Source organism: Helicobacter pylori, from assembly GCF_011175115.1.
Classification (GTDB): Bacteria; Campylobacterota; Campylobacteria; order Campylobacterales; family Helicobacteraceae; genus Helicobacter; species Helicobacter pylori_DF.
The window spans coordinates 27,418-53,178 of the sequence record NZ_SHOW01000002.1 but is presented as its reverse complement, the minus strand read 5'-3'; the positions used below and the strand labels follow the sequence as shown (position 1 = coordinate 53,178).

The 25,761-nt window shown below is 38.8% G+C and carries 29 protein-coding genes and 1 pseudogene; 22 read left to right on the top strand and 8 right to left on the bottom strand.

Annotated elements, in window-relative coordinates; all coding sequences use genetic code 11:
• Nucleotides 1–2: 2 nt before the first annotated feature.
• From EXS92_RS03430 to EXS92_RS03380, 11 genes are all read left to right on the top strand, one after another.
• Nucleotides 3–2,054, top strand: a complete 2,052-nt coding sequence (locus EXS92_RS03430; protein ID WP_165515575.1) for an LTA synthase family protein — start codon at nucleotides 3–5, stop codon at nucleotides 2,052–2,054.
• An 80-nt stretch (nucleotides 2,055–2,134) separates the two neighbouring features.
• Nucleotides 2,135–3,007 carry a bifunctional methylenetetrahydrofolate dehydrogenase/methenyltetrahydrofolate cyclohydrolase FolD gene (gene folD / locus EXS92_RS03425; RefSeq protein WP_198935903.1) on the top strand — a complete coding sequence of 291 codons (873 nt, stop codon included), beginning with the start codon at nucleotides 2,135–2,137 and terminating at the stop codon, nucleotides 3,005–3,007.
• The gene (gene lepB, locus EXS92_RS03420) at nucleotides 3,008–3,880 is read left to right on the top strand and encodes a signal peptidase I (protein ID WP_165515574.1); all 873 of its coding nucleotides are present in this window, start codon (nucleotides 3,008–3,010) and stop codon (nucleotides 3,878–3,880) included. It begins immediately after the preceding gene.
• An 8-nt stretch (nucleotides 3,881–3,888) separates the two neighbouring features.
• A complete protein-coding gene (locus EXS92_RS03415; RefSeq protein ID WP_165515573.1) occupies nucleotides 3,889–4,587 on the top strand; it encodes a zinc metalloprotease in 699 nt (232 codons plus the stop codon).
• Between the two features lie 20 nt (nucleotides 4,588–4,607).
• Nucleotides 4,608–5,069, top strand: a complete 462-nt coding sequence (gene rpiB / locus EXS92_RS03410; protein ID WP_001039837.1) for a ribose 5-phosphate isomerase B — start codon at nucleotides 4,608–4,610, stop codon at nucleotides 5,067–5,069.
• A gap of 44 nt (nucleotides 5,070–5,113) precedes the next feature.
• Nucleotides 5,114–5,446 (top strand): hypothetical protein, encoded by a 333-nt coding sequence (locus EXS92_RS03405; protein ID WP_000495094.1) that lies wholly within the window; start codon nucleotides 5,114–5,116, stop codon nucleotides 5,444–5,446.
• A gap of 57 nt (nucleotides 5,447–5,503) precedes the next feature.
• Complete coding sequence (gene apt, locus EXS92_RS03400; protein WP_001006106.1) at nucleotides 5,504–6,043, top strand: adenine phosphoribosyltransferase; 540 nt, start codon at nucleotides 5,504–5,506, stop codon at nucleotides 6,041–6,043.
• Between the two features lie 14 nt (nucleotides 6,044–6,057).
• A complete protein-coding gene (locus tag EXS92_RS03395) occupies nucleotides 6,058–6,636 on the top strand; it encodes a DedA family protein (protein WP_000393402.1) in 579 nt (192 codons plus the stop codon).
• Between the two features lie 47 nt (nucleotides 6,637–6,683).
• On the top strand, nucleotides 6,684–8,174 hold the full coding sequence (locus EXS92_RS03390; protein ID WP_165515572.1) for a leucyl aminopeptidase: 1,491 nt from the start codon (nucleotides 6,684–6,686) through the stop codon (nucleotides 8,172–8,174).
• Between the two features lies 1 nt (nucleotide 8,175).
• A complete protein-coding gene (gene ychF / locus EXS92_RS03385; RefSeq protein ID WP_165515571.1) occupies nucleotides 8,176–9,276 on the top strand; it encodes a redox-regulated ATPase YchF in 1,101 nt (366 codons plus the stop codon).
• A gap of 29 nt (nucleotides 9,277–9,305) precedes the next feature.
• Nucleotides 9,306–10,178, top strand: coding sequence for a radical SAM/SPASM domain-containing protein (locus EXS92_RS03380; RefSeq protein WP_165515570.1), 873 nt, complete (start codon nucleotides 9,306–9,308; stop codon nucleotides 10,176–10,178).
• A gap of 131 nt (nucleotides 10,179–10,309) precedes the next feature.
• Here the strand turns inward: EXS92_RS03380 and EXS92_RS03375 are convergent, their stop codons facing one another.
• Nucleotides 10,310–11,356 (bottom strand): AI-2E family transporter, encoded by a 1,047-nt coding sequence (locus EXS92_RS03375; RefSeq protein ID WP_000647340.1) that lies wholly within the window; start codon nucleotides 11,354–11,356, stop codon nucleotides 10,310–10,312.
• A 114-nt stretch (nucleotides 11,357–11,470) separates the two neighbouring features.
• Here EXS92_RS03375 and dapF point away from each other — a divergent pair, with 114 nt between their 5' ends.
• Both dapF and EXS92_RS03365 read left to right on the top strand, forming a co-directional pair.
• Nucleotides 11,471–12,289: a diaminopimelate epimerase gene (gene dapF / locus EXS92_RS03370; protein ID WP_165515569.1), complete on the top strand. Its 819-nt coding sequence runs from the start codon at nucleotides 11,471–11,473 to the stop codon at nucleotides 12,287–12,289.
• A gap of 106 nt (nucleotides 12,290–12,395) precedes the next feature.
• Nucleotides 12,396–13,043, top strand: a complete 648-nt coding sequence (locus EXS92_RS03365) for a YkgB family protein (RefSeq protein ID WP_024369379.1) — start codon at nucleotides 12,396–12,398, stop codon at nucleotides 13,041–13,043.
• 23 nt (nucleotides 13,044–13,066) lie between these two features.
• Here the strand turns inward: EXS92_RS03365 and EXS92_RS03360 are convergent.
• Nucleotides 13,067–13,313 (bottom strand): annotated as a pseudogene (locus EXS92_RS03360) (ribbon-helix-helix domain-containing protein).
• A gap of 171 nt (nucleotides 13,314–13,484) precedes the next feature.
• Between EXS92_RS03360 and EXS92_RS03355 the strand changes: the two are divergent.
• The 6 genes from EXS92_RS03355 to accA all read left to right on the top strand — a co-directional run bounded on the left by EXS92_RS03355 (nucleotide 13,485) and on the right by accA (nucleotide 18,594).
• Nucleotides 13,485–14,735 (top strand): hypothetical protein, encoded by a 1,251-nt coding sequence (locus tag EXS92_RS03355; protein ID WP_165515567.1) that lies wholly within the window; start codon nucleotides 13,485–13,487, stop codon nucleotides 14,733–14,735.
• Between the two features lie 100 nt (nucleotides 14,736–14,835).
• Nucleotides 14,836–15,048, top strand: a complete 213-nt coding sequence (gene rpsU, locus EXS92_RS03350; RefSeq protein ID WP_001117775.1) for a 30S ribosomal protein S21 — start codon at nucleotides 14,836–14,838, stop codon at nucleotides 15,046–15,048.
• A 36-nt stretch (nucleotides 15,049–15,084) separates the two neighbouring features.
• Nucleotides 15,085–15,828: a 3-oxoacyl-ACP reductase FabG gene (fabG, locus tag EXS92_RS03345; protein WP_165515566.1), complete on the top strand. Its 744-nt coding sequence runs from the start codon at nucleotides 15,085–15,087 to the stop codon at nucleotides 15,826–15,828.
• A gap of 225 nt (nucleotides 15,829–16,053) precedes the next feature.
• Nucleotides 16,054–16,290 carry an acyl carrier protein gene (acpP, locus tag EXS92_RS03340; RefSeq protein WP_001163095.1) on the top strand — a complete coding sequence of 79 codons (237 nt, stop codon included), beginning with the start codon at nucleotides 16,054–16,056 and terminating at the stop codon, nucleotides 16,288–16,290.
• 104 nt (nucleotides 16,291–16,394) lie between these two features.
• Nucleotides 16,395–17,633, top strand: coding sequence for a beta-ketoacyl-ACP synthase II (locus EXS92_RS03335; protein ID WP_079362515.1), 1,239 nt, complete (start codon nucleotides 16,395–16,397; stop codon nucleotides 17,631–17,633).
• Between the two features lie 22 nt (nucleotides 17,634–17,655).
• The gene (accA, locus tag EXS92_RS03330) at nucleotides 17,656–18,594 is read left to right on the top strand and encodes an acetyl-CoA carboxylase carboxyl transferase subunit alpha (protein WP_165515565.1); all 939 of its coding nucleotides are present in this window, start codon (nucleotides 17,656–17,658) and stop codon (nucleotides 18,592–18,594) included.
• A 119-nt stretch (nucleotides 18,595–18,713) separates the two neighbouring features.
• Here the strand turns inward: accA and EXS92_RS03325 are convergent, their stop codons facing one another.
• Nucleotides 18,714–18,872: a hypothetical protein gene (locus EXS92_RS03325; RefSeq protein ID WP_165515548.1), complete on the bottom strand. Its 159-nt coding sequence runs from the start codon at nucleotides 18,870–18,872 to the stop codon at nucleotides 18,714–18,716.
• Between the two features lie 206 nt (nucleotides 18,873–19,078).
• Between EXS92_RS03325 and EXS92_RS03320 the strand changes: the two genes are divergently transcribed.
• Nucleotides 19,079–19,516: a hypothetical protein gene (locus EXS92_RS03320; protein ID WP_165515564.1), complete on the top strand. Its 438-nt coding sequence runs from the start codon at nucleotides 19,079–19,081 to the stop codon at nucleotides 19,514–19,516.
• A 68-nt stretch (nucleotides 19,517–19,584) separates the two neighbouring features.
• On the opposite strand, the gene EXS92_RS03315 is transcribed toward EXS92_RS03320, so the two are convergent.
• Genes EXS92_RS03315 through rpmE form a run of 5 tightly spaced genes read right to left on the bottom strand, consistent with a single transcriptional unit; the run spans nucleotide 19,585 to nucleotide 23,177 of the window.
• A complete protein-coding gene (locus EXS92_RS03315) occupies nucleotides 19,585–20,406 on the bottom strand; it encodes a hypothetical protein (RefSeq protein WP_165515563.1) in 822 nt (273 codons plus the stop codon).
• On the bottom strand, nucleotides 20,403–21,377 hold the full coding sequence (locus tag EXS92_RS03310) for a sialidase (protein WP_165515562.1): 975 nt from the start codon (nucleotides 21,375–21,377) through the stop codon (nucleotides 20,403–20,405). Before EXS92_RS03310 ends, EXS92_RS03315 begins: the two co-directional genes overlap by 4 nt.
• Before the next feature lie 12 nt (nucleotides 21,378–21,389).
• On the bottom strand, nucleotides 21,390–22,073 hold the full coding sequence (gene rlmB / locus EXS92_RS03305; protein ID WP_165515561.1) for a 23S rRNA (guanosine(2251)-2'-O)-methyltransferase RlmB: 684 nt from the start codon (nucleotides 22,071–22,073) through the stop codon (nucleotides 21,390–21,392).
• A gap of 12 nt (nucleotides 22,074–22,085) precedes the next feature.
• A complete protein-coding gene (rsmI, locus tag EXS92_RS03300; RefSeq protein WP_165515560.1) occupies nucleotides 22,086–22,949 on the bottom strand; it encodes a 16S rRNA (cytidine(1402)-2'-O)-methyltransferase in 864 nt (287 codons plus the stop codon).
• Nucleotides 22,950–22,973: 24 nt separating this feature from the next.
• On the bottom strand, nucleotides 22,974–23,177 hold the full coding sequence (rpmE, locus tag EXS92_RS03295) for a 50S ribosomal protein L31 (RefSeq protein ID WP_000715278.1): 204 nt from the start codon (nucleotides 23,175–23,177) through the stop codon (nucleotides 22,974–22,976).
• A gap of 265 nt (nucleotides 23,178–23,442) precedes the next feature.
• Here rpmE and rho point away from each other — a divergent pair, with 265 nt between their 5' ends.
• Both rho and murI read left to right on the top strand, forming a co-directional pair.
• Nucleotides 23,443–24,759: a transcription termination factor Rho gene (gene rho, locus EXS92_RS03290; RefSeq protein ID WP_165515559.1), complete on the top strand. Its 1,317-nt coding sequence runs from the start codon at nucleotides 23,443–23,445 to the stop codon at nucleotides 24,757–24,759.
• Nucleotides 24,760–24,796: 37 nt separating this feature from the next.
• Nucleotides 24,797–25,564 carry a glutamate racemase gene (gene murI, locus EXS92_RS03285; RefSeq protein ID WP_165515558.1) on the top strand — a complete coding sequence of 256 codons (768 nt, stop codon included), beginning with the start codon at nucleotides 24,797–24,799 and terminating at the stop codon, nucleotides 25,562–25,564.
• The last annotated feature ends 197 nt before the right edge of the window (nucleotides 25,565–25,761 follow it).

Sequence of the window (25,761 nt, the reverse complement as noted above, 5' to 3'; positions counted from 1 at the left end):
TTATGAAACCCTTATCTAATGCCCTATTTTCGCTCTTTTTAAAAGGTTTTTATTTCACTTTTTTTATGAGTTTGTTGTTTGTGTTCAGTCGTATCGGCTTTATCCTTTATACTGGCTATTATAAGCACGCTTTAAAAAACCCTATTTTTGATGAAATCATTAAAACCCTATTCAATGGGGCAAGATACGATAATCGTGTGGTTTCAAGCCTGGCGATTCTTTTTATCCTCATCGGGTTATTAGGGTTATTGGCCTCCAAACACCAAACCAGAATGCTTAATATTATGGCGTGTTTTTCTATCGCTATTATCCTGTTTTTAAATATTGCGAACATTGTTTATTATGGCATTTATGGGAATGTGTTTGATGAAAATTTATTGGAATTTTTGCATGAAGACACGCTCACGATTTTAAAAATGAGTGGGGAATACCCTATTCTTTCTAGTTTTTCACTCTTTGTAATCCTTAGCGTTTTAATTTCTTTTATCTATTTCAAACTCCAAAACGCCCTTTTTAAACCCAAAAATGTGTATCAAGCCGCCCGCACCAAACCCCTTAAAACTTTCATTTTATTCATTCTTTTTTCGCTCACGCAAATGTTTTACATTAACGCGCAATTGAGTTTTGTTGGCGCGTCTTTAGATCTCAGCATAGAGCCAGCCAAAGATCCTTTTTTAATGAAAATTACCCCCGGGGCGTTTCGCAACCTTTATCTTTTGGTGCGCAATTACAGACAAAGCCATAACCTTAAATTCAGCGATTTTGCTAAAGAAACGCCTTTAGAAGTGGCGAAAAATTATTTCAATCTTAAAGAAAACCCCCAAAACAACCTCTATGAGTTGCTTTCTCAGACAAGCCATAACAATTCCAATCAAACCATTCAACATGTTTTTTATATCGTTTCAGAGTCCCTAAGCTCATGGCATTTTGATCCAAAATTTGACGCTATAGGGCTAACGAGCGCTTTACAAGATTTGGTCAAAAAAGAGCATGCCCACATGCTTTCTGCTTTTATTGAAAGCGCCCCACGGACCGTTAAAAGCCTAGATGTCCAAATCACAGGCTTGCCTTATATCAATGATAATAACTTAGTCAATTCAGGGGTGATCCTCCCTAGCTTTCCTATGGCGATTGGCAATATCACAAAAACTCTAGGGTATAGAAACAACTTTTATTATGGAGGCAGTGGGATTTGGAACAAACTCACTAGTTTCACCAAAAAACAAGGTTTTCACGCCCTTTATTTCAATAACCATCTCTTAGAATTTGCCAAAAACAAGCCCTACCCCAAACCCATAGAGAGCAACTGGGGAGTGCATGATAATATTTTATTTGACTATATTTTAGAAAACACCAACCCCAATGAAAAAACTTTCAGCATGGTCATGACTTTAAGCAACCACGCGATCAAAAACGTGAATCTCAAAGCCTTTGGCGTGCCTTTAGAAAAAATCCAAAAATTTGTGGAAAAAACCCCTAAATCAGAAAATCTACCGGACGCTAATTCTTTAGGGCATATTTACTGGTATGACAAAGTAATCGTCAATTTCATCAAAAAAGCCAGCCAAAAATTCCCTAACTCGCTTTTTATCATCACAGGGGATCATTTTGACAGGAGCTATGAATACGCTAAAAACGATTTATATACCATTAAATCCGTGCCGCTTATTTTGTTCGCCCCTACTTTAAAGCCTAAAAAAATCAGTCAGGTCGGCTCGCATTTAGACATCGCTCCTACGATTATTGAATTAGTCGCTCCTAAAGGTTTTCAATTTGTGAGTTTTGGAAAGCCTTTATTTTCTAACAATACAACAAACCCTCCAAGCCACCCCAATTACGCGCTAGGTTATGAAGCGATCGCTACCAAAGATTATTTTTATAACCCAAGTTTGGGGTTAAGGTATTTGAATGAAAGCCCTAAAGAGCCAGAGGATAAACAAAACGACAAGAAACAAAACGACAAAATAGAAGCTTCTAAGTTTTATCAGCAATTAGAATCTTTGAAAGCCCTTAGTTTCTACTTGCTCTATCATGGGGCTAATCTTAAAGATTGACAAACTGAGTTTTTAATTCCATTAAACGCATGATTTTTGCTACAATAATAGGATTTTAATTATATAAAGGATAAATGGGCATGCCAAATAGGGGCGTTGTTTTATTAGACGGGCAAGCGTTAGCTTATGATATAGAAAAAGATTTGAAAAATAAAATCCAAACAATAACCGCGCAAACGCATAAAAGCCCCAAACTGGCCGTGATTTTAGTGGGGAAAGATCCTGCGAGTATCACTTATGTCAATATGAAGATCAAAGCATGCCAAAGGGTGGGCATGGATTTTGATTTAAAAACTCTCCAAGAAAATGTTACTGAAGCCAAATTGCTGTCCTTGATTAAAGATTACAATACCGATCAAAACATTTCAGGCGTTTTAGTCCAGCTCCCTTTGCCCAGACACATTGATACTAAAATGGTTTTAGAAGCCATTGACCCAAACAAAGATGTGGATGGTTTCCACCCCCTTAATATCGGCAAGCTCTGCACTCAAAAAGAATCGTTTCTGCCAGCCACCCCTATGGGCGTGATGCGTCTTTTAGAGCATTATCATATTGGAATCAAGGGCAAGGATGTGGCGATTATTGGGGCGAGCAATATCATTGGAAAACCTTTAAGCATGCTCATGTTAAACGCTGGGGCTAGCGTGAGCGTGTGTCATATTTTGACTAAAGACATTAGTTTTTACACCCAAAGCGCTGATATTGTCTGCGTGGGCGTGGGTAAGCCTGATTTGATTAAAGCGAGCATGTTAAAAAAAGGGGCTGTAGTGGTGGATATTGGGATCAATCATTTAAATGATGGGCGTATCGTGGGCGATGTGGATTTCACCAATGCGCAAAAAGTCGCCGGTTTTATCACCCCTGTGCCTAAAGGCGTGGGGCCTATGACGATCGTTTCGCTTTTAGAAAACACTCTAATCGCTTTTGAAAAACAACAAAGGAAGGGATTTTAAATGAAATTTTTACGCTCTGTTTATGCATTTTGCTCCAGTTGGGTAGGGACGATTATTATCGTGCTGTTGGTTATCTTTTTTATCGCGCAAGCCTTTATCATTCCCTCTCGCTCTATGGTAGGCACGCTCTATGAGGGCGACATGCTCTTTGTCAAAAAGTTTTCTTACGGCATACCCATTCCTAAAATCCCATGGATTGAGCTCCCTGTTATGCCTGATTTTAAAAATAACGGGCATTTGATAGAGGGGGATCGCCCCAAGCGCGGCGAAGTGGTGGTATTTATCCCTCCCCATGAAAAAAAATCTTACTATGTCAAAAGGAATTTTGCCATTGGGGGCGATGAGGTGTTATTCACTAATGAGGGGTTTTATTTGCACCCTTTTGAGAGCGGCACGGACAAAACTTACATTGCTAAACATTACCCTAACGCCATGACTAAAGAATTTATGGGTAAAATTTTTGTTTTAAACCCTTATAAAAGTGAGCATCCGGGTATCCATTACCAAAAAGACAATGAAACCTTCCATTTAATGGAGCAGTTAGCCACTCAAGGTGCAGAAGCTAATATCAGCATGCAACTCATTCAAATGGAGGGCGAAAAGGTGTTTTATAAAAAAATCAATGACGATGAATTTTTCATGATCGGTGATAACAGAGACAATTCTAGCGACTCGCGCTTTTGGGGGAGTGTGGCTTATAAAAATATCGTGGGTTCGCCATGGTTTGTTTATTTCAGTTTGAGTTTAAAAAATAGCCTGGAAATGGATGCAGAAAATAACCCCAAAAAACGCTATCTGGTGCGTTGGGAACGCATGTTTAAAAGCGTTGAAGGCTTAGAAAAAATCATTAAAAAAGAAAAGACAACGCATTAAGGTTTTTTGTGCAATTTTTTGATTTCTCTTTAGAAAGTTTTATTACCACCTTAATGAAAATCCTAGCCCTTTTGATCGCTATCATAGGGCATGAGATCATGCATGGCTTGAGCGCGTTTTTATTCGGGGATAGGAGTGCGAAAGACGCCAAGCGTTTGAGTTTAAACCCTATCAGGCATTTAGACATGATGGGTTCGGTGCTTTTACCGGCTCTGTTACTCATTTTTCAAGCCCCTTTTTTGTTTGGGTGGGCCAAACCCGTGCCTGTGGATATGCGCTACATTGTCTCTCAAAAAGGCTCTCTGGCATGCGTAGTGGTGAGTTTAGCCGGGGTGATTTATAATTTCACTCTGGCCGTTCTGCTCGCTTCCATCACGCATTGGAGCTTCCAAAGACTAGGGATCAACGCTTTAAGCATCAATGAATTGAATCTTTATCAGCTCGCTTTAGTAACCTTTCTCATTCAAGGCATTCTTTATAATCTTGTCTTGGGCGTTTTCAATAGTCTCCCTATCCCGCCTTTAGACGGCTCCAAAGCGTTAGGCTTTTTAGCGTTGCATTTTAAAAGCGCGTTTTTATTGGAATGGTTTTCTAAAATGGAACGCTACGGCTTGTTGATTGTGTTAGTATTCTTATTTATCCCCCCTTTATCGGAGTTTTTTATCCATGCACCCACAAGATTTTTATTTTCCTTACTCCTTTCTTAATCTTTTATCAAGGAGAGCTTATGAATAAGCCCTTAAATACCGCTCAAGTTTTTATAGGAAGCGATCATGCAGGGTTGCATCTTGCAGAATTTGTTAAACATTTTTTAGAAGACAAGCGTTTTAAGATCCAAGCTTTTTTACCCACTACAAGGGTGGATTACCCTGATTACGCCAAATTAGTGTGCCAAAAAGTCTTAGAAAACGCGCAAAGCTATGGTATTTTAGTGTGTGCTACAGGGATAGGCATGAGCATGGGTGCTAATCGCTTTAAAGGTATTAGAGCCGCTTTGTGCCTTGATGCTTACATGGCTAAAATGACTCGCTTGCACAATAACGCCAATGTCTTGTGCTTGGGCGAAAAGATTAGCGGTATCGGCGTAGCAGAAAGCATTTTAGAAGCGTTTTTCTCTACAGAATTTGAACAAGGCCGCCATGTGTTGCGCATCCAAAAGCTAGATGAATCGCTGAAATCATCAACCTAATGTAGTATAATTGCATCGTTTCGCTAAAAGGATATTTTAATAGAATGTTTACCCAATGGTTTATTCTCACTATCGCTATTGTTTTTATCCTTTATATGGGTGTGCGTACTTTCTTTTTTAAAACCGTGGCTAAACGGCAAGAACGCACCAACGCATCCATGAAGCTCACCTTACAAGAAGCTGAAATTTTGATCCAAAAACACCAGTTGCAACTCCAAAGGGCTTTAGGTAATATTGATATTCTTACCCAAGAAATGAGCTCGTTAAAAACAGAACTAAAAGCCCTTAAACAACGCAACTCTGAATACAAAGGCGAATCGGATAAATATAAAAATCGTATTAAAGAATTGGAGCAAAAAATAGAAGCTCTCCTTTAAAAACGCTATAATAAACCAAAATTCTACAACCAATCCGTTATATTAAAGGAAATCAAAATGAATGAAACGCTCAAAGAAGAACTTTTACAAAGCATCAGAGAAGTGAAAGACTACCCTAAAAAAGGGATTTTATTCAAAGATATTACCACGCTACTCAACTACCCTAAACTCTTTAACAAACTCATTGACGCGCTCAAAAAACGCTATCTCGCTCTCAATATAGACTTTATCGTGGGCATTGAAGCGAGGGGGTTTATTTTAGGCTCTGCTCTCGCTTATGCGCTTGGGGTGGGTTTTGTGCCTGTGAGGAAAAAAGGCAAACTCCCCGCACACACCTTATCTCAAAGCTATAGTTTAGAATACGGGAGCGATAGCATAGAAATCCACTCTGACGCTTTTAGGGGAATTAAGGGGGTAAGAGTGGTGTTGATTGATGATTTATTAGCCACTGGAGGCACAGCTTTAGCGAGCCTTGAGCTTATCAAAGCCCTACAAGCCGAATGCATAGAAGCATGCTTTTTGATAGGGTTAAAAGAATTACCGGGTATCCAACTTTTAGAAGAACGCGTGAAAACCTTTTGTTTGTTAGAGTGCTAGAATAAGGGTGAATTTTGGAAGAATACATCATTGACTTATGGAATCAGCATGCAGCGACTTGGGGGTATCTCATTTTATTTGGGTGGAGTATTTTAGAAGGCGAAATCGGGTTAATTTTAGCAGGGATTGCTAGCTATACCGGTCATATGCATTTAGGGTTAGCCATTTTAGTCGCAGGGATTGGGGGTTTTGTGGGGGATCAGATCTATTTTTACATCGGCCGCACCAATAAAGCTTACATCCAAAAAAAGCTAGAAAAACAACGCCGAAAACTAGCCCTAGCCCATTTATTGTTGCAAAAACACGGCTGGTTTATCATTTTTATCCAACGCTACATGTATGGCATGCGCACCATCATTCCCATTAGCATAGGCCTCACGCGTTATAGCGCTTTAAAATTCGCTATCATCAATCTCATTAGCGCGATGGTGTGGGCGAGCATTACCATTATTCTAGCGTGGTATTTAGGAGAAGAATTATTGCATGCGTTAGAGTGGCTTAAAAAACACCCTTATGCGCTAATATTACTATTAGTATCTTTCTTGGCGTTGGTTCTATGGTATTTCCAATACTATAGCAAGAAAAACCGCTAGAGTGCAATACAATTCTTGAAAGATATGAAATTAAAAAAGGAGACTTTATGTTAAAAATCAAATTAGAAAAAACCACTTTTGAAAACGCAAAAGCTGAATGCAGTTTAGTTTTTATTATCAATAAGGATTTTAGCCATGCTTGGGTCAAAAATAAAGAATTGCTAGAAACCTTTAAATACGAAGGCGAAGGCGTATTTTTAGACCAAGAAAATAAAATCCTGTATGTGGGCGTTAAAGAAGACGATGTGCATTTATTGAGAGAGAGCGCGTGTTTGGCCGTTCGCACCCTTAAGAAACTCGCTTTTAAAAGCGTTAAAGTGGGCGTTTATACTTGTGGAACGCATTCTAAAGATAACGTGCTTTTAGAAAATTTGAAAGCGTTGTTCTTGGGCTTAAAATTAGGCTTGTATGAATACGACACTTTTAAATCCAACAAAAAAGAAAGCGTTTTAAAAGAAGCCATTGTCGCTTTAGAATTGCACAAACCTTGCGAAAAAACTTGCACGAATTCTTTAGAAAAGAGCGCTAAAGAAGCTTTAAAATACGCTGAAATCATGACAGAAAGCTTGAATATCGTTAGGGATCTAGTCAATACCCCCCCTATGATTGGCACCCCGGTTTATATGGCTGAAGTGGCGCAAAAAGTGGCTAAAGAAAACCATTTAGAAATCCATGTCCATGATGAAAAATTTTTAGAAGAAAAGAAAATGAACGCCTTTTTAGCGGTCAATAAAGCCTCTCTTGGAGTCAATCCTCCTCGCTTGATCCATTTAGTCTATAAACCCAAAAAAGCGAAGAAAAAAATCGCTTTAGTGGGTAAGGGCTTGACTTATGATTGTGGGGGTTTGAGCTTGAAACCGGCCGATTACATGGTTACCATGAAAGCGGATAAAGGCGGTGGCTCTGCGGTGATCGGGCTTTTAAACGCGTTAGCTAAATTGGGCGTGGAAGCTGAAGTGCATGGTATTATTGGGGCTACAGAAAACATGATAGGCCCAGCTGCTTATAAACCAGATGATATTTTAATCTCTAAAGAAGGCAAGAGCATAGAGATTCGTAATACCGACGCTGAAGGGCGTTTGGTTTTAGCGGATTGTTTGAGCTACGCTCAAGACTTAAGCCCTGATGTGATCGTGGATTTTGCGACCCTTACAGGGGCATGCGTTGTAGGCTTAGGCGAATTCACTTCAGCGATCATGGGGCATAATGAAGAATTGAAAAACCTCTTTGAAACTTCAGGGTTGGAATCCGGTGAATTGTTAGCCAAACTCCCCTTTAACCGCCATTTAAAGAAATTGATTGAATCTAAAATCGCTGATGTGTGCAATATTTCTTCTTCACGCTATGGCGGTGCGATCACTGCGGGCTTGTTTTTAAATGAATTTATTAGAGATGAATTTAAGGATAAGTGGCTACACATTGACATTGCAGGCCCTGCTTATGTGGAAAAAGAATGGGATGTGAATAGCTTTGGAGCGAGTGGGGCTGGCGTGAGAGCTTGCACAGCTTTTGTGGAAGAGCTTTTGAAAAAGGCTTGAAATGGGCTTGTCTGTAGGCATTGTGGGTTTGCCTAATGTGGGCAAATCCAGCACCTTTAACGCACTCACTAAAACCCAGAATGCAGAGAGCGCGAACTACCCTTTTTGCACCATTGAACCCAATAAAGCCATTGTGAATGTGCCTGATAGGCGGCTTGATGCGTTGGCTCAAATCGTAAAGCCTGAACGCATTTTGCATTCTGTGGTGGAATTTGTGGATATTGCTGGGTTGATTAAGGGAGCGAGCAAAGGGGAGGGTTTAGGCAATCAATTTTTAGCCAATATCAAGGAATGCGAAGTGATCTTGCAAGTGGTGCGCTGTTTTGAAGATGATAATATCACGCATGTGAACGACAAAATTGACCCTTTGAATGATATAGAAACCATTGAATTGGAGTTGATTTTGGCGGATATTGCCACTTTAGACAAAAGGATCGATCGCTTGCAAAAAGCCCTAAAAAGCTCAAAAGACGCTAAAAATCTTTTAGAATGCGCTTTGAGTTTAAAAACGCATTTAGAAGAATTAAAACCGGCGAAAACTTTCCCCTTGAATACAAGCGAGGCTTTTTTGGAGTTGGACAAGGAATTGCGTTTTTTATCTCATAAAAAAATGATCTATGTCGCTAATGTGGGCGAAGAAGATTTAAACGCGCTCAATGAGCATGCCAAAAAAGTCAAAAACCATGCGAAAGAGCAAAATAGCGAGTTTGTCGCCTTGTGCGCTAAATTGGAAGAAGAAATGGTTTCTATGAGTGGAGATGAAGTCAAAGAATTTTTGCAAAGTTTAGGTGTAGAAGAAAGCGGGCTAGAAAAGACCATTCGTTTGAGTTTTAAGGAATTAGGTTTGATCAATTATTTTACCGCTGGGGTCAAGGAAGTGCGATCATGGACGATTAAAAAAGGCTCTAGTGCACCCGTGGCTGCTGGGGTGATCCATAAGGATTTTGAAAAAGGCTTTATCAGAGCTGAAACCATCAGTTATGATGATTTTATCGCTTATAAGGGCGAAGCCGGAGCGAAAGAAAAGGGAGCGTTACGCATTGAAGGTAAGGATTATATCGTTCAAGATGGCGATGTGTTGCATTTTCGCTTCAATGTCTAGTCTGTTTCGTTACTATTTTCTCATAAGAATTGACACCCAACAAGAAACTTTTTAAAAAAATCTATATAGAATTAAGCGATATTTGCGGGTTGCAATGCAGTTTTTGCCCTAACCCCAAAAATATCAGAGGCGTGATGCCTTTGGAATTGTTTGAAAAAATTTGTAGAGAAGCGGCCCCCTTAACCCCAATTATCACCTTGCATGTTTTAGGCGATCCTTGCAAACTCAAAAATTTAAACCGCTATTTAAGCACCGCTAAACGCTTTTCTTTGAAAGTGGATTTGGTAACTAGCGGGGCGTATTTGCACGACTTTGAGACGCTTTTACAAGATGTGATCTATCAAATCTCTATTTCTTTAGACGCAGGGCTAGACGCTCATAATAAAATCAACCAACACCGCTATATCCAAAAGATTTTAGAATTTTGCCGCTATAAATTTGAAAAAAATAGCGAAGTGTTTTTGAATTTACGCATTCAAGATAGCACCCTTGAAAAACACCAGAATTTGATCAAGCCTTTTTTAGAAAGCTTTGAATGCGTTTCTTTAGAGACTCTAAAATCGCAAGGCCGCGTTCGTTTGTTTAAAAAAAGTTTTTTGAATATCCAAAAAACCTTTAAATGGCCGAATTTGAACGCCCAAAATCCTTTAAACCAAGAATCAAAAATCCCCTATTGTTACGGCTTGATCAAGCAAATCGCTATTTTATCTAATGGCGTTGTCGTGCCGTGTTGCATGGACACGCAAGCTCATATCAGCCTTGGCGATTTAAACCATACGCCCCTAAAAGATATTTTAAACAGCCAAAAAGCTATGGCTATCAAAACCCATTTTTTAAAGGGCGAAGCGCTAGAACTTTTATGCAAAAACTGCTCCTACCCTCTCATTCGTTATAAAAAATAAAATTTGTATCTATAAAATATGGGTTTAAATTTGCGTTCGCATTAAATGAGGTGTTTGAAAATTCTTCATAAGAATGGTTATTTCTCACTCTTATATATCATTTTTAAAAATTTCGTTGTGAGCCATAGGGCTTATTCGCATGCTTTTTGATCGTTTTGGATAAAGTAATTTTCATACAATCGCAGTAACGCAATAAAAAACGCCGTGATAGTAGGCCCTACAATGATCCCCCAAAAACCAAATTGTGAAATCCCAGCAATCATAGAAAAGAAAATCAACATTTCATTGATTTTAAGGGTGGTTTTAAAAATTCTTTTTTTGATGAAGACGATTAAAATTGGCTTGATCACGCTATCAATCAACACGCTAATCAATAAAATGGAATATAGAGCGATAAAAATAGCCTCATTCACATGCCCATGATAAAGCTCATAAATCGCTATAGGGATCCAAATCAAAGCCCCCCCAACAGCCGGCACCAAAGACGCTAGGCCGTATAAAATCCCCAAAGACCAGCCGTCATGCCCAAACCATACGATCATCACCCCAAACGCCACACCCTCTAAAATAACCGTGATGAGAGAAGTTAAAAGCACGATTCGTAAAATCCCAGCCACTTCTTCAAAAATCTTTTTGCTTTGATTCATTCCAAGAGGCAAGACCCCCAAAAAATAACGATAAAATCTCTCCCCATAATAAAAAAAGAAAAACAACAGCCCCAAGATAAACAAAGCGTCTGTAATGAGTTTCAAGCTGTATCTTCCCACATAGCTGCTTATTTTCAACAAATAACCCGTGATGGAAGCGGCACTAAAATTTTCTAAAAACTTGCTCACTCCATCATGAATGGCAGGAAAATGCGACAAATTTTCGGTGATTGTCCCCTTAAGCCATTTGATTAGGGCTGAAAATTTTTCAAAATTGATTTCAAAAATGATATTAGAACTTTTATAAACAATAAAATACAACGGCACGATCAAAACGCTCGCTAAAATTAAAACGCATAAAAACGAACTGACAACATTGAAAAAACGCTTATCTAAAAAAACTTTCACTTGAAAAAACCCCACGCACAAAAGCCCAGCGATCAATGCATCCATTAAAAAATCTTGATACAGATAGATCATCCAATAAAAACCAATCAAAAAAAGAATCCAAAAGAAATACTGAGCTTTCATGAAATTATCCCCATTAAACTGAACCAAAAATTATCAAATGTTAGCTAAAAAACGCTCTTTTAAGGATAAAAAACCTCTTTTAACTTATAATTAAAATCAAAAAGGCTTGTATTAATGGTGTTTTACAAATATTCAGGGAGTGGGAATGATTTTTTAATCACGCAAAGTTTCAAAAAAAAAGATTTTTCCAATTTAGCCCAACAGGTGTGCCATAGGCATGAGGGTTTTGGGGCTGATGGGCTTGTGGTCGTCTTACCGAGTAAAGATTATGACTACGAATGGGATTTTTACAATTCAGACGGCTCTAAAGCTGGCATGTGCGGGAATGCGAGCCGTTGCGTGGGGTTATTTGCCTACCAACATGCTATAGCCCCTAAAGAGCATGTTTTTTTAGCCGGGAAAAGAGAGATTTCTATTCGCATAGAAGAGCCCAATATTATTGAGAGTAATCTCGGTAACTACGAAATCCTAGACACCATACCCAATTTAAGATGCAAAAAATTTTTTACTAATAACAGCGTTTTAGAAAATATCCCTATGTTCTATCTCATCAACACAGGAGTGCCGCATTTAGTGGGGTTTGTGAAAAATAAAGAGTGGTTAAATTCCCTTAACACACTGGAATTAAGGGCTTTAAGGCATGAATTTAACGCTAATATTAACATCGCTTTTATAGAAAATAAAGAGACGATTTTTTTACAAACTTATGAAAGAGGGGTTGAAGATTTCACGCTGGCTTGCGGGACAGGCATGGCAGCGGTTTTTATCGCCGCACGCATTTTTTATAACACGCCTAAAAAAGCCACTCTCATCCCTAAAAGCAACGAATCTTTAGAGCTTTCTTTAAAAAATGATGAAATTTTTTATAAAGGAATCGTGCGTTATATTGGCATGAGCGTTTTGGGCAGTGTTTTTGAAAATGGGTGTTTTTGATCATTATTTCTTGTAATGGTAATGATTTTGTCGTAATTAAACATAATGCGCTATCATTTGCGAGCTGTTTTTAGCAATATAAAAAATATCCTAAAGGAATAAAACCATGCAAGCGTTAAAATCATTGCTTGAAGTGATTACAAAACTCCAGAATCTAGGCGGCTATTTGATGCATATAGCTATTTTCATCATTTTTATTTGGATTGGAGGGCTTAAGTTTGTGCCGTATGAAGCCGAAGGGATCGCTCCTTTTGTGGCTAATTCCCCTTTCTTTTCTTTCATGTATAAATTTGAAAAGCCCGCATACAAACAACACAAAATGTCTGAATCCCAATCCATGCAAGAAGAAATGCAAGATGACCCTAAAATCGCTGAAAACAAAGAATGGCATAAAGAAAACCGCACTTATTTAGTGGCTGAAGGTTTAGGGATTACGATCATGATCCTAGGCATTTTGGTGCTTTTAGGGCTTTGGATGCCTTTAATGGGCGTAGTTGGGGGCTTGCTTGTCGCTGGGATGACGATCACGACTCTATCCTTTTTATTCACAACGCCAGAAGTGTTTGTCAATCAGCATTTCCCATGGCTTTCTGGAGCTGGAAGGCTAGTGGTTAAAGACTTGGCGTTATTTGCTGGAGGCTTGTTTGTGGCCGGATTTGATGCGAAACGCTATTTAGAGGGGAAAGGGTTTTGCTTGATGGATCGCTCATCGGTAGGGATTAAAACTAAATGCTCTAGTGGGTGTTGCTCTTAAAGAGCCAATACCTTAAAGTAGGCTTAAAGCCTACTAGAAGAATCACAATTGTATAGAAGAATCTTGGTTAGTGCCTTTTTTGTAAATGATCGTTTTTAAAATGTGGCGTTTGACAAAAGAATTGACGCTTTCTACCTCTTCGTCAGCCAAGCGTCTCAAAACATCATGCTCTTCTTTAGAGAGATAAAAAGTCACTGAAAAATTGCGTTTCAACTCATCTACAGCGACACGCTTACGACCGGGTTTTATATTTTTATTTCCTAATTCCATTAAAATTTCCTTTTTTAGTTAGTATGTTGTAACATCATAACGGCTATTCTAACATGAAATAAACGCCATTTTATATTAAATCTAAAGAAAAATATTTTTAGATGTGCTAGAATACCCATTTGTTACAAGATAAGCTTTTTTATCAAAAAAATGATGACATAGGGGTAACAAGTGGCAATAAACACCTTTTTAAAACATTCTTCTCTAGTCTGTTTGCTAGCCGTTAATTCGCATGCTTTTGATTGGAATATTTTTAAATACAATCTGGGTTTCAATATGTTCATCATGGACCATGAAGGCTCAACGCCTTATTGGGTCAATACTAACACCAATCTTAAAACCCGTTTGACTCCAAATTTTGGGATCCAATTTTATACAAGAGGTGTGGAGCAAAGCCTGACTGTGGGGGCGTATTTCTTTCAAAACTTCCATAATTACAGCACCAATTTTCCCTATCGTTGGGGGCCTACGATGTATTATAAGGCTAGGGGAAAGCGTTTTACTTTTTATGGTGGCATCTTTCCTAGAAAAAACCTCTTAGGGAGGTATGGTTTGAATATTTTTGCCCCCTATTATTGGTTTATAGATCCCAACGCTAGGGGGTTTTTATTGCAGTTTCAAAACCATTATTCGCCTTCAAAACCCTATTATGGGCATGCGGAATTCATGCTAGATTGGTTTGGAGGCAATTGTTATAACACTTGTAAATTCGGGAGAAACCCTTATGGGAATGCGATGGACAGGTTTCAAATGAACGGCTCTGTCGCTTATAATTTCTTTAAGGATTTATTGGGTATTGGAGGGTATTTTGTCTTATTCCATAACGAAGACAAATACCTTTTGAATGGGGCTGATGGCATGCAGTTTAATGAAAAAAAAGCGATTGAAAATAATAATATTTATCTTATGGATCGCCTCTATTTTAACGCTTACATAGGGACAAGCCTTTTAGACATCGCTCCCTTTATGGAAAAGCTCAACGCTAGTTTTGGCATGGTTTCTGAATTAAGCCGATTAAGGCAAATCCACAAAAATGTGCCTTTTATGAACAGCGTGGGCGGGCAATTGGATGTGGAGATCCAATACAAAGGCTTTGGCATCCACAATTTATTTTTCTTCGCCAAGACCCCAGAAATGCCTTTTTATAACCAATACCAATATGTTGAAATGTATTGCACGCCTTCTTACTGCCCCACGCCTATTTATCGTGGCGTGCCATTCTTTCAAGCCAACATGTATAACCGTTTTGATTTTTATTACAATTGGAAAAACGACTTCGCATCCGTTCGAATCAACTTCGTGCTTAATGCGATGCGTGGGGGCTTTGATAGGAGTTTGCCTTGGTCAGAATCTTACCAAGTGTATATGACGGTTGCCTTTGATCCTTATAACCTTATTAACAAAATCGCTAGAAAAAAGTGAAAATTCTTGACAACCAGTTAATTCGTCTTATATAATGCTATTTCATTTGTAGCCATTGTTAAGCAATGATTTTAAGCTATGGAAAAGAGGTGATAGCAGTATGCCAGGGATTAAGGTTAGAGAAGGCGATGCATTTGATGAAGCTTACAGGAGATTCAAAAAGCAAACCGATCGCAATTTGGTAGTAACAGAATGCCGTGCAAGGAGATTCTTTGAGTCTAAAACCGAAAAGCGCAAAAAGCAAAAAATCAGCGCTAAAAAGAAGATTTTAAAGCGTCTTTATATGTTAAGGCGTTATGAGTCAAGACTATAATAAGCTTTGAGAAAAATTTAAAATTTAAGGATAATCATGCGATTCACAGGGAAAAATGTTCTCATTACTGGAGCTTCTAAAGGCATTGGGGCCGAAATCGCCAAAACTCTCGCTTCTATGGGGCTGAAAGTTTGGATCAACTACCGCAGTAATGCTGAAGTGGCTGACGCTTTGAAAAATGAGCTTGAAGAAAAAGGCTATAAAGTGGCCGTCATTAAATTTGATGCGACTTCTGAAAGCGATTTCGTTGAAGCGATACAAACCATTGTTCAAAGCGATGGAGGTTTGTCTTATTTGGTGAATAACGCTGGTGTGGTGCGCGATAAATTAGCCATCAAAATGAAGACAGAAGACTTTCACCATGTCATAGACAATAATCTCACTTCAGCTTTTATAGGTTGCCGAGAGGCTTTAAAGGTGATGAGTAAGAGTCGTTTTGGGAGCGTGGTTAATGTCGCTTCTATCATTGGTGAAAGAGGTAATATGGGGCAGACAAACTACTCAGCGAGTAAGGGGGGGATGATTGCGATGAGCAAGTCCTTTGCTTATGAGGGAGCTTTAAGGAATATTCGTTTCAACTCTGTAACGCCAGGCTTTATAGAAACCGACATGAACGCTAATTTGAAAGACGAACTCAAAGCGGATTATGTTAAAAACATTCCTTTAAACAGGCTAGGGTCTGCTAAGGAAGTGGCAGAAGCGGTAGCGTTTCTTTTGAGCGATCACTCTAGTTACATCACTGGGGAGACTCTCAAAGTCAATGGCGGGCTTTATATGTAGTCCTAAACATTCTTTTAGCGATAAAAGTTTGTAAGTAGCAAAAATCATGCTAACATTATGAGGTTATTCTAAAACAAAGAGGTTATTATCAAATGGGGATTATTTACTTAATATTGTTTCTCATTGTAATTTATTTGTTGTATAGGATTTTAGATGTTTTGGAGCAAAAATAAACGCTTCAATGAATGGTTGATTTAATTTTTACAAAACAAGGGAGTTTTAATTATGGCTTTATTTGAAGATATTCAGGCAGTTATTGCTGAGCAGTTGAATGTGGATGCGGCGCAAGTTACGCCAGAGGCGGAATTTGTGAAGGATTTGGGTGCGGACTCTTTAGATGTCGTGGAATTGATCATGGCGTTAGAAGAAAAGTTTAACATTGAAATTCCTGATGAGCAAGCGGAAAAAATCGTCAATGTGGGCGATGTGGTGAAGTATATTGAGGACAATAAACTAGCTTAATCTTTTTTTAACTTGGAGCGTTTGTCTCCAGGTTTTACTTAAAAATTTAGCTTTAGCTAAAATCTAGTTTTATTGAATGAAAGTTTTAAAATGAGGAGCTATTGGTGCGTCGGATTGTAGTAACTGGAATGGGAATGATCAATTCGCTAGGTTTAAATAAAGAAGATTCTTTTTTAGCGATCGCTAAGGGAGAATGCGGTATCAAACACATAGAAAGTTTTGATGCGAGCGCGTTTCCTGTGCGTATTGCTGGAGAAATCACTGACTTTGACCCTACAGAGGTGATGAATCCCAAAGATGTTAAAAAGGCGGGTCGTTTCATTCAATTAGCCTTGAAAGCCACAAGAGAGGCGATGAAGGATAGTGGGATTTTAGACGCTCACAATAGATGCCCTGAAGAATTGGCAAATCGCATGGGCGTAAGCTCTGGATCTGGGATTGGTGGGTTAGGCAATATTGAAGCGAATTCCATTTTTTGTTTTGAAAAAGGCCCTAGAAAAGTCAATCCCTTTTTCATCACTTCTGCATTAGTGAATATGATTGGTGGTTTCACTTCCATTGAGTTTGGCATTAAAGGGCCTAATCTCTCTAGCGTAACGGCTTGTGCAGCAGGCACTCATGCCATTATTGAAGCGGTTAAAACCATTTTACTTGGTGGGGCTGATAAAATGCTAGTCGTGGGAGCGGAATCCACCATTTGTCCTGTAGGGATTGGAGGGTTTGCGAGCATTAAAGCCCTTTCTACAAGGAATGATGAGCCTAAAAAAGCTTCAAGACCTTTTGATAAGGATCGCAATGGTTTTGTGATGGGCGAAGGCGCTGGGGCTTTGGTGCTTGAAGAATACGAGAGCGCGAAAAAAAGAGGGGCGAAAATTTATGCAGAATTTGCCGGGTATGGCGAGAGCGGCGATGCTAACCATATCACAGCCCCAGCCCCTGAGGGCGAAGGGGCTTTTAGAGCCATGAAAATGGCTTTGGAAATGGCGAAAGTGGAAGTAGGCTATGTGAACGCTCATGGGACAAGCACGCATTATAACGATTTATATGAGAGCATCGCTCTAAAAAATGTGTTTGGCTCTAAAGAAAAAGTCCCCCCTGTTAGCTCTACTAAAGGGCAGATTGGGCATTGTTTAGGCGCTGCGGGTGCGTTAGAAGCCGTTATTTCTATCATGGCCATGAATCAAGGGATCTTACCTCCTACCATCAATCAAGAAACGCCTGACCCAGAATGCGATCTAGATTATATCCCTAATGTGGCTAGAGAAAAACAAGTGGATGCAGTGATGAGTAACTCATTTGGTTTTGGTGGCACTAATGGTGTTGTGATTTTCAAAAAAGCCTAGTTTTATAAAGTTAGGATTTTGAATGGCCGTTTATTTAGATTTTGAAAATCATATTAAAGAGATTCAAAATGAAATTGAATTAGCCCTTATTAGAGGCGATGAGGACGCTAAAGAAATCTTAGAAAAAAGATTGGATAAAGAAGTTAAAACCATTTACTCCAATCTCACAGACTTTCAAAAACTCCAATTAGCAAGACACCCTGACAGACCCTACGCTATGGATTACATTGATCTCATCTTAAAAGATAAATATGAAGTCTTTGGCGATAGGCACTATAACGATGATAAAGCGATCGTGTGCTTTATAGGGAAAATTGATAATGTCCCGGTTGTGGTGATCGGAGAAGAAAAAGGCAGAGGGACTAAAAACAAGCTTTTAAGAAATTTCGGCATGCCTAACCCTTGTGGCTATCGTAAAGCTTTGAAAATGGCAAAGTTTGCTGAAAAATTTAATTTGCCTATTTTAATGCTTGTGGATACAGCCGGGGCATATCCGGGAATTGGTGCAGAGAAAAGAGGCCAGAGTGAAGCGATCGCTAAAAACCTCCAAGAGTTCGCTTCCTTAAAAGTCCCTACTATCTCTGTAATTATCGGTGAAGGGGGCAGTGGTGGCGCATTAGCGATTGCGGTGGCTGACAAATTGGCCATGATGGAATATTCCATTTTTAGCGTTATATCCCCAGAAGGTTGCGCGGCGATTCTTTGGGATGACCCTAGCAAGACTGAAGTGGCCATTAAAGCGATGAAAATCACGCCCAGAGACTTAAAGGAGGCGGGGCTTATTGATGATATTATCTTAGAGCCTAGCAAAGGGGCTCATAGAGACAAATTTTCAGCCGCCAACACGATCAAAGAGTATTTTTTAGACGCTCTAAGGACTATCCAACAAGACCCTCATTTCCTTGACAACCGCTACCAAAAATTAATGTCGCTTGGTTCGTTTGTAGAGAGCATGAATTAGATCTATAAAAAAACTTTGCGTTAATGAAAACTTGATAATTGGTTCTTTAACTTTTAAAATTGTGTGTTTAAACTTTATTTTAAACCCATTTTCTTAAAGAAATAAGGGGTGTTTTGAAATCATTCTCCCCCTACAACTAAAATCTCCCCTAAATCCCTAAAGACCGCTTTAAAAAATACCGCTTGAATAAAATCAAACCCTCTACTATCCAATCTTAAAAAATGCAATATTTTTTTATAACCAACGCTCAATAAAAGCAAAGCCAAATTTTTCACCACTTGCTATCATTTTAGAAAAAAGCGAATATTTTACATAGTTTGTAAAATAATATAAAAAATATCATTGTGTTACCAATCTGCTATCTCTACCCTTTTGTTTGAATATAAAAAGACAATCATCATGCTCGGCGTGTTGAATGAAAGCATTCTTATTTTACAATACAAAAGTTAGGTCTAATGGTATTTTAAAAAAAGAAAGAAATCCCATGGTTATATATGAAAAAATCAAAAGCCGCTTTTCTAGGAATTGGTCTTTAAGGAATAGGGGCAGGCATTTTGCATCTTCAAGCGTGTATTTTTTCTCACTTTTTGTCATTACAGCGGTTAATAGAAATAGCGGAGTGGATTGGTTATTGATGCCTGAACATTTGATTGGGTGGTTTTTGATTTCTTTTAGTGGGGAATTTGTAGCAGACATGGCGTTTGGCAAAAAAAGTAAAATCTTTAAAACCCGCTTTGGAATTTCTATTGTGAGCGGCGTTTCACTATTGCTTGGCGCTTTACCAGTGCATTTGTTTTTTGTATGGTTTGGCTTTATTAATTGGTGGGCTGTCCTTTTTATAGAAGCGGGAGCTGGGCTATTGGTGGGCTGTGTGATACAAAAGATTTTTTTTGGTAAATATTGGGTGGATCGCTATTATTAAGGCTCTTTTTTTAAGCCTGAAAGCGGATTTTCTTATATTCCAATCAATTGGATAAGGGTTACCCCTACTTAAGGCATCGCATCAAAAACCACGCTAATCCCATTTTTTAAAATGATAGGGTTTTTCGCGTCAGTGATATGGATAAAACGCACGCCATCAAGCAAGTTAAGAGCGATTTCTTGTTGTCTGTTTTCTTTAGCAATGATTTGAATGATCTTTAAGTTTTCATCATAAAAAATGATTTTGGGTTGCCACAAAGGGTTATTAGAGCTTATTTTTAAATATGCGTTTTGATTCACGCTCAGCCAGTATTTCCCGCTCGCTTCCTTAAACTCCACAGGATCGCTACTCAAAACTAAGGCTCTCGCATTAGGGAGCTTGACTTCTTGTAAAGAAAAATCGTATTCCCACTCTTTCAAGGATATGCGCCTAATATCCACAAAATCAAAACCATGCCTTTTCATCGTTTCTATCAAAATGTTAGGGTCTAAAACATATTCCGTTTTAAGCTCGTATGAAAAAACATTCTCGCCCGAAGAGCTTTGCATCTTAATGGGCAAAACATACGAATACCCCATCATGCTCAAAGAATTATTGATGCTTTTGGCAAACGCTAGGGGATTGCTTGAAGCCTTGAAAGTGATTTTTAACATGCTTGGCTTGTCAAAATTAAAAGACAAAAGCCCGTTTTCTTTGAGAGTGTTGAGCAGTTTCAAGGAATCCAAACGCCCCATTGCATAGAAATCCTTGCGATTTTTAAACAAACGCTCTAAAAAAAGCTTGTTCATATGATAAGCCCGCTCCCCCATTAAATTCTCAATCCTATCGTTTAAAGCATCAGCATTTAATAGCGTTCCCCCAACAATAAAAGCTAAAAAAAGGTTTTTCATTGCTGGAGTTCTTTGTATTGGGCCTCGTTGATGAGCGTTAAGCCTTTATTTGGCTCGTATAAAAACCGCCTAGTTTTGCTGTCGTTATAATCTTGTTCTTGATGGTTGTTTTTAAGGCTAAGATGCCCATGCCCAAAGCGTAACAACAAGCGGTGGTTTTTAGCCTCTAAAGGATAACTTTTTTTAAAAACCTTCTGAAAAGAGTTTTTTTTCTCATCTAAATCAATCACTTCTACCCAAATATCTCGTTTAGGGATAATATAAATGGTATTAGGATTTTCTTTGATTGCTTCTTTGCCTTGCTTGTCTTGTTCTCTTGGCTTGTCTTGTTTCTCTTTTGGTTTAGGCGTTGGCTCTGGCTTATTTTCTTCTGTAGGACTAACTTCATTGAAAGAACTATTTTTAGTGTCGGGCTTAATAGCACTTTCTTGCTCTCTCTCTTCTTTTAAAGAAGAGCTGTTTTGAATGATAACGACCACTAAAATAATGACAACCACCCCTAAAACGATAACAAAGGGTTTCCATTTGGAAGACTTTTTGGATAATGAAGTATTGGCTTGATTGATGTTGTAATCCAATTCAACCTTAAGGGGTTTTTTTGCTGTTTCTTCAGGGCTTGTTTCTTGTTTTTGCTCTTCTCCCACGCCCTCTTTAAAAACACACACTTTGTCAAATTCTTTCACCCATGCACTCAAATCAATTTTATACTCGCGCTCTAAAATTTGTATAAAGCCCCTAGCACGCACCCTTGATAAAGACTCATAGCGTTTTTCCAAGATAGAATGGATATTTTTAGAAGCGATTTTAGTCGCCTTGCAAATTTCTGCTACTCCAACTTCTTTTAAAATCTGCAAATTTTTATCTAAATTTTTAAGCGATAATTCTTCTAATGCCGCACCAGAAATATCTTTAGAAATGTTTTGAACATCAGAAATATCTAAATTTTCTAAACTTTTTTTATGCTGTTCCATTCAATTGACCACCTAGTTGATTTTATCCATTAAGATCCCTGCTGCCACGCTCACATTGAGCGAATCAAAATCTCTTCGCATTTTTACGCTCAATATAGTGTCCATTTTAGCAAGGATTTTTTTAGACAACCCCTCATGCTCGCTCCCCAAAAAAAGAGCGCATTTTTTTAAGCATAGATTTTCTACTTGACTAGAGCCTTGCATGCTTGCGCCCAAACATAAAAACCCGCTCGTTTTCAATTCATTGATTAAATCCAGCGTGTTAGGCGCAACGCTAAAAGGCAAATCATACATAAGCCCCAAGCTGGATCGCACAATCCCCTCATAAGCCAATTCTTTAGCAAAATCTAAAATAACGCCATCCATTCCTAAACAATACGCACTCCTAAAAATACCCCCAATATTCCCCACATCCGTAATCCCACAAAGCACCAAAAGTTTTTGAGCTTTTTTAATCTCTTTTAAGGGAATGGCTAACGGCAGTTCCACCTTAGCTAAAACCCCTTGATGGTTCCCCCCCTTAGCCAAGCTTTGCGCTTTTTTATTATCCACTTTGATGATATTAGGGCATGCTTTTTTGAGCGCGAAAAAAAGCTTTTTGTCTATTTCTTTAGAAAGATAGATTTCTTGCAATTTTTCTTGATGAGAGTTTAGAATGTGCATAATCACCTGCTTGCCATAAATTACTGCTTGCATGCTAAACCCCTTTTATTGATTTTTTTCTTCTAACAAACGCTGGAAATAAAGCTCTTTAGCGTTTTTTTGTGTCATAGTGGCTTCAATTTTAGCCTTAATTTTAGGAGGTAAATCCAACTCCAATAACGCCGATAGCCCCATGCAAGGCTCTATTTTTTTCTCATTCAAAAGCACTAAAACCCACTCCCCTTGGATATTATTTTGTTGCAACCGCTCTATGATTTGAGAAACCTCTCCTAAATAATATTGCTGGTGGAGTTTGGTAAGCTCTTTAGCCGCAAACAAATGCATGCCTTTAGCCAGATCGTTTAAATCTTTTAAAGTCTCTAGCAATCGGTGCGGGCTTTCATAAAAAACCACAGGGGTTTTTTCTTCTAAATACGCTAAAGCGTTTAAAATTTTAGCGATTTTTAAGCGCCTTTCCTTACTCTTATGAGGTAAAAAGCCGGCGTAAAAAAACCGCCCTTCTAAAAACCCGCTCGCGCAAAACGCCGTAGTGAGCGCGTTAGCCCCAGGCAAAACATCGTAGGGAATGTTATGTTTTAAAGCGTGAGCGACTAAACTCATGCATGGATCGCTCAAACTTGGCATGCCCGCATCGCTCATCACAGCGATTTCTTTGTCAAAAAAAGAAAGCTCTACTTTGTTTAAAAATTCCCGGTCATTGTGCGAATGGAATGCGATAAATTCCCTTTTTTGAGTAGCGATGTTGGGGAAAGAATGGCTAATAATAGGGTTTTGCGCAAGCAAGTGTAACAACCTCTTACTCACCCTTGTATCCTCGCATAAAAAAACCTCGCAACGCTCTAAAACTTCTAAAGCGCGTAGCGTAATGTCAGCGAGATTACCTATAGGAGTGGGCAAAAAATACAGCACAAAAAGCCACGCTTTTTAAAAGAGTTACTTCAAGTTGTAGCGTTGCTTGAATTTCTCTACTCTCCCTGCAGTGTCAGCGATTTTATCGCTACCGGTATAGAAAGGGTGGCAAAAGCTAGAAATATCAATACGCATTTCAGGTTTAGTGCTTAAAACTTCAATTTCTTTCCCGCTAGTTACGCAAGTAACTTTGCATGGGATATATTCGGGGTGAATGCCTTTTTTCATCAAGTATCCTTTATTTTTAAATTTAAACTTAAAATTATAGCATAAGTAACAATAAATTAAAACCACTCTAAAGTTAAAATAAAATTTGACTTTGTTAAAAAAATTATGATAACATAGCGAAGCATTACGAAATTCAACACTTGTGGCATGCACCACTTATTAGCATCTTTTGGTTACACTAATTTTTTAAGAATGCTTTAGCTTTTTGTATTTTTTATCTTAATTGCAACAAACTAGAAATCTCTTCTTGTTAAAAGGAAATTTAATGAACGAAAACGTGCCTACGCATAAAAGTTCGCACAAAGTCAAAACACACACGCCAGTGAGCGGTTATCACATTGAAGATTTACGCGCCTACCCTACTGAAAAGCTTTTAGAAATCGCTAACAAGCTCAAAGTGGAAAACCCCCAAGAATTCAAACGACAAGACTTGATGTTTGAAATTTTAAAAACCCAAGTTACGCAAGGCGGATACATTCTTTTTACCGGGATTTTAGAAATCATGCCTGATGGCTATGGCTTTTTAAGGGGGTTTGATGGGAGTTTTTCAGACGGGCATAACGACACTTATGTCAGCCCTTCTCAAATCAGGCGTTTTGCTTTAAGGAATGGCGATATTGTTACCGGTCAAGTGCGATCCCCCAAAGACCAGGAAAAATACTACGCCCTTTTAAAAGTGGAGGCTATCAATTACTCGCCTTCAGATGAGATTAGAAACCGCCCTTTGTTTGACAATCTAACCCCCCTATTCCCCGATGAACAGATCAAATTAGAATACGAATCCACTAAAGTTACCGGTAGGATGCTGGATTTATTCAGCCCTGTGGGGAAAGGGCAAAGGGCTTTGATCGTCGCACCGCCAAGGACCGGGAAAACGGAGCTGATGAAAGAGCTCGCCCAAGGCATCACTTCTAACCACCCTGAAGTGGAATTGATTATCCTTTTAGTGGATGAGCGCCCTGAAGAAGTTACGGATATGCAACGAAGCGTTAAAGGTCAAGTTTTTAGCTCCACTTTTGATTTGCCCGCCAATAACCACATAAGGATCGCTGAATTAGTCTTAGAAAGGGCTAAAAGGCGAGTGGAAATGGGCAAAGATGTGGTGGTTTTATTGGATTCTATCACCCGTTTAGCCAGAGCGTATAACGCCGTAACGCCTTCAAGCGGTAAGGTTTTAAGTGGGGGCGTGGATGCGAACGCCTTGCACAGGCCAAAGCGCTTTTTTGGGGCCGCAAGGAATATTGAAGAAGGCGGGAGCTTGACGATTATCGCTACGGCGTTGATTGAAACGGGATCTAGAATGGATGAGGTGATTTTTGAAGAATTTAAAGGTACCGGGAATAGCGAAATCGTTTTAGCGAGGAATATTGCGGACAGGCGCATTTACCCAGCCTTTGATATTTTAAAATCCGGCACACGAAAAGATAATATCTTGCTTGGCAAAGACCGCTTGACTAAAGTGTGGGTTTTAAGGAATGTGATGCAACAAATGGATGACATAGAAGCCTTAAGCTTTGTGTATTCTAAAATGCAACAAACTAAGGACAATGAAGAATTTTTAAATTTGATGAATGAAAAATAAAATCCCTAATTAATCCCATTAAATTAAAAAAAGTGTCATGAAAATAGGCGTTTTTGATAGCGGTGTGGGAGGGTTTAGCGTTTTAAAAAGCCTTTTAAAAGCGCAATTGTTTGATGAAATCATCTATTATGGCGATAGCGCTAGAGTGCCTTATGGCACTAAAGACCCCACCACGATCAAGCAATTTGGCTTAGAGGCTTTGGATTTTTTCAAACCGCACCAGATTGGGTTATTGATTGTGGCATGCAACACAGCGAGCGCTCTGGCTTTAGAAGAGATGCAAAAGCATTCCAAAATCCCTATTGTGGGCGTGATTGAGCCAAGCATTTTAGCGATCAAGCAACAAGTAAAAGATAAAAACGCCCCTATTTTAGTGCTAGGGACAAAAGCGACGATCCAATCCAACGCTTATGACAACGCCCTGAAACAACAAGGCTATTTGAATGTTTCGCATTTAGCCACTTCTCTTTTTGTGCCTTTGATTGAAGAAAGTATTTTAGAGGGCGAATTGTTAGAAACTTGCATGCGTTATTATTTCACTCTCTTAGAGATTTTACCTGAAGTGATCATTTTAGGTTGCACGCATTTTCCCTTAATCGCTCAAAAAATTGAGGGCTATTTTATGGAGCATTTTGCCCTTTCAACGCCCCCCCTACTCATCCATTCTGGCGATGCTATTGTAGAATATTTGCAGCAAAAATACGCCCTTAAGAAAAATGCACACGCATTCCCTAAAGTGGAATTTCATGCGAGCGGCGATGTGATCTGGCTAGAAAAACAGGCTAAAGAATGGCTCAGATTGTAACGCTAATAAAATAACTCAATTCCAAAAAGTGGCTATAGCTCACATTATAAAGGGTATTGTGTAGATTATAAAAAGCACTTTAGAGAGATTTACGAAAGTGTTTTGAAGCGAAGAATGTCTGATGATTATCTTTGGAAAAGATTACCTATCTACAGACTTGCAAAATAGCGCTAAAGATATTCTTCTCATCGCTTCGC

Excerpts from the sequence above, each read along its gene's own strand:
- EXS92_RS03365 (WP_024369379.1), top strand. The coding sequence starts at position 12,396 with ATGCAAGCGTTAAAATCATTGCTTGAAGTGATTACAAAACTCCAGAAT.
- murI (WP_165515558.1), top strand. The coding sequence starts at position 24,797 with ATGAAAATAGGCGTTTTTGATAGCGGTGTGGGAGGGTTTAGCGTTTTA.
- rho (WP_165515559.1), top strand. The coding sequence starts at position 23,443 with ATGAACGAAAACGTGCCTACGCATAAAAGTTCGCACAAAGTCAAAACA.
- rpmE (WP_000715278.1), bottom strand. The coding sequence starts at position 23,177 with ATGAAAAAAGGCATTCACCCCGAATATATCCCATGCAAAGTTACTTGC.
- EXS92_RS03390 (WP_165515572.1), top strand. The coding sequence starts at position 6,684 with ATGTTAAAAATCAAATTAGAAAAAACCACTTTTGAAAACGCAAAAGCT.
- EXS92_RS03405 (WP_000495094.1), top strand. The coding sequence starts at position 5,114 with ATGTTTACCCAATGGTTTATTCTCACTATCGCTATTGTTTTTATCCTT.
- folD (WP_198935903.1), top strand. The coding sequence starts at position 2,135 with ATGCCAAATAGGGGCGTTGTTTTATTAGACGGGCAAGCGTTAGCTTAT.
- EXS92_RS03315 (WP_165515563.1), bottom strand. The coding sequence starts at position 20,406 with ATGAAAAACCTTTTTTTAGCTTTTATTGTTGGGGGAACGCTATTAAAT.
- acpP (WP_001163095.1), top strand. The coding sequence starts at position 16,054 with ATGGCTTTATTTGAAGATATTCAGGCAGTTATTGCTGAGCAGTTGAAT.
- dapF (WP_165515569.1), top strand. The coding sequence starts at position 11,471 with ATGGTGTTTTACAAATATTCAGGGAGTGGGAATGATTTTTTAATCACG.
- apt (WP_001006106.1), top strand. The coding sequence starts at position 5,504 with ATGAATGAAACGCTCAAAGAAGAACTTTTACAAAGCATCAGAGAAGTG.
- EXS92_RS03375 (WP_000647340.1), bottom strand. The coding sequence starts at position 11,356 with ATGAAAGCTCAGTATTTCTTTTGGATTCTTTTTTTGATTGGTTTTTAT.
- fabG (WP_165515566.1), top strand. The coding sequence starts at position 15,085 with ATGCGATTCACAGGGAAAAATGTTCTCATTACTGGAGCTTCTAAAGGC.
- lepB (WP_165515574.1), top strand. The coding sequence starts at position 3,008 with ATGAAATTTTTACGCTCTGTTTATGCATTTTGCTCCAGTTGGGTAGGG.
- accA (WP_165515565.1), top strand. The coding sequence starts at position 17,656 with ATGGCCGTTTATTTAGATTTTGAAAATCATATTAAAGAGATTCAAAAT.
- EXS92_RS03320 (WP_165515564.1), top strand. The coding sequence starts at position 19,079 with ATGGTTATATATGAAAAAATCAAAAGCCGCTTTTCTAGGAATTGGTCT.
- EXS92_RS03430 (WP_165515575.1), top strand. The coding sequence starts at position 3 with ATGAAACCCTTATCTAATGCCCTATTTTCGCTCTTTTTAAAAGGTTTT.
- rpsU (WP_001117775.1), top strand. The coding sequence starts at position 14,836 with ATGCCAGGGATTAAGGTTAGAGAAGGCGATGCATTTGATGAAGCTTAC.
- EXS92_RS03310 (WP_165515562.1), bottom strand. The coding sequence starts at position 21,377 with ATGGAACAGCATAAAAAAAGTTTAGAAAATTTAGATATTTCTGATGTT.
- ychF (WP_165515571.1), top strand. The coding sequence starts at position 8,176 with ATGGGCTTGTCTGTAGGCATTGTGGGTTTGCCTAATGTGGGCAAATCC.
- rpiB (WP_001039837.1), top strand. The coding sequence starts at position 4,608 with ATGAATAAGCCCTTAAATACCGCTCAAGTTTTTATAGGAAGCGATCAT.
- rlmB (WP_165515561.1), bottom strand. The coding sequence starts at position 22,073 with ATGCAAGCAGTAATTTATGGCAAGCAGGTGATTATGCACATTCTAAAC.